At 61.7% G+C, this 264-nt stretch carries 1 pseudogene; it reads left to right on the top strand.

Features of this window, described 5'->3' with window-relative positions:
• Positions 1-264, top strand: a pseudogene (locus ACR9ZK_RS22295) (lyase family protein); the annotation flags it as partial.

Below are 264 nucleotides of genomic sequence, written 5' to 3'. Positions count from 1 at the left end.
GCTTCATCGACATCGCCGACCGCTTCTGCACCGGCTCGTCGATCATGCCGAAGAAAAAGAACCCGGACGTACCGGAACTGGCGCGCGGCAAGACGGGCCGCGTCTAAGGTCACCTGATGGGCCTGCTGACCCTGATGAAGGGCCAGCCGCTCGCATACAACAAGGACAACCAGGAAGACAAGGAGCCGCTGTTCGACACCGTCGACACCGTGCTGGACACCCTGCGCATCTTCACCGACATGGCTTCCGGCATCACCGTCAAGC

The organism is Monashia sp. HAY1-5C, assembly GCF_056755255.1.
The sequence above is the reverse complement of the archived record's forward strand: the minus strand, read 5'-3'. Positions and strand labels throughout refer to the sequence as shown.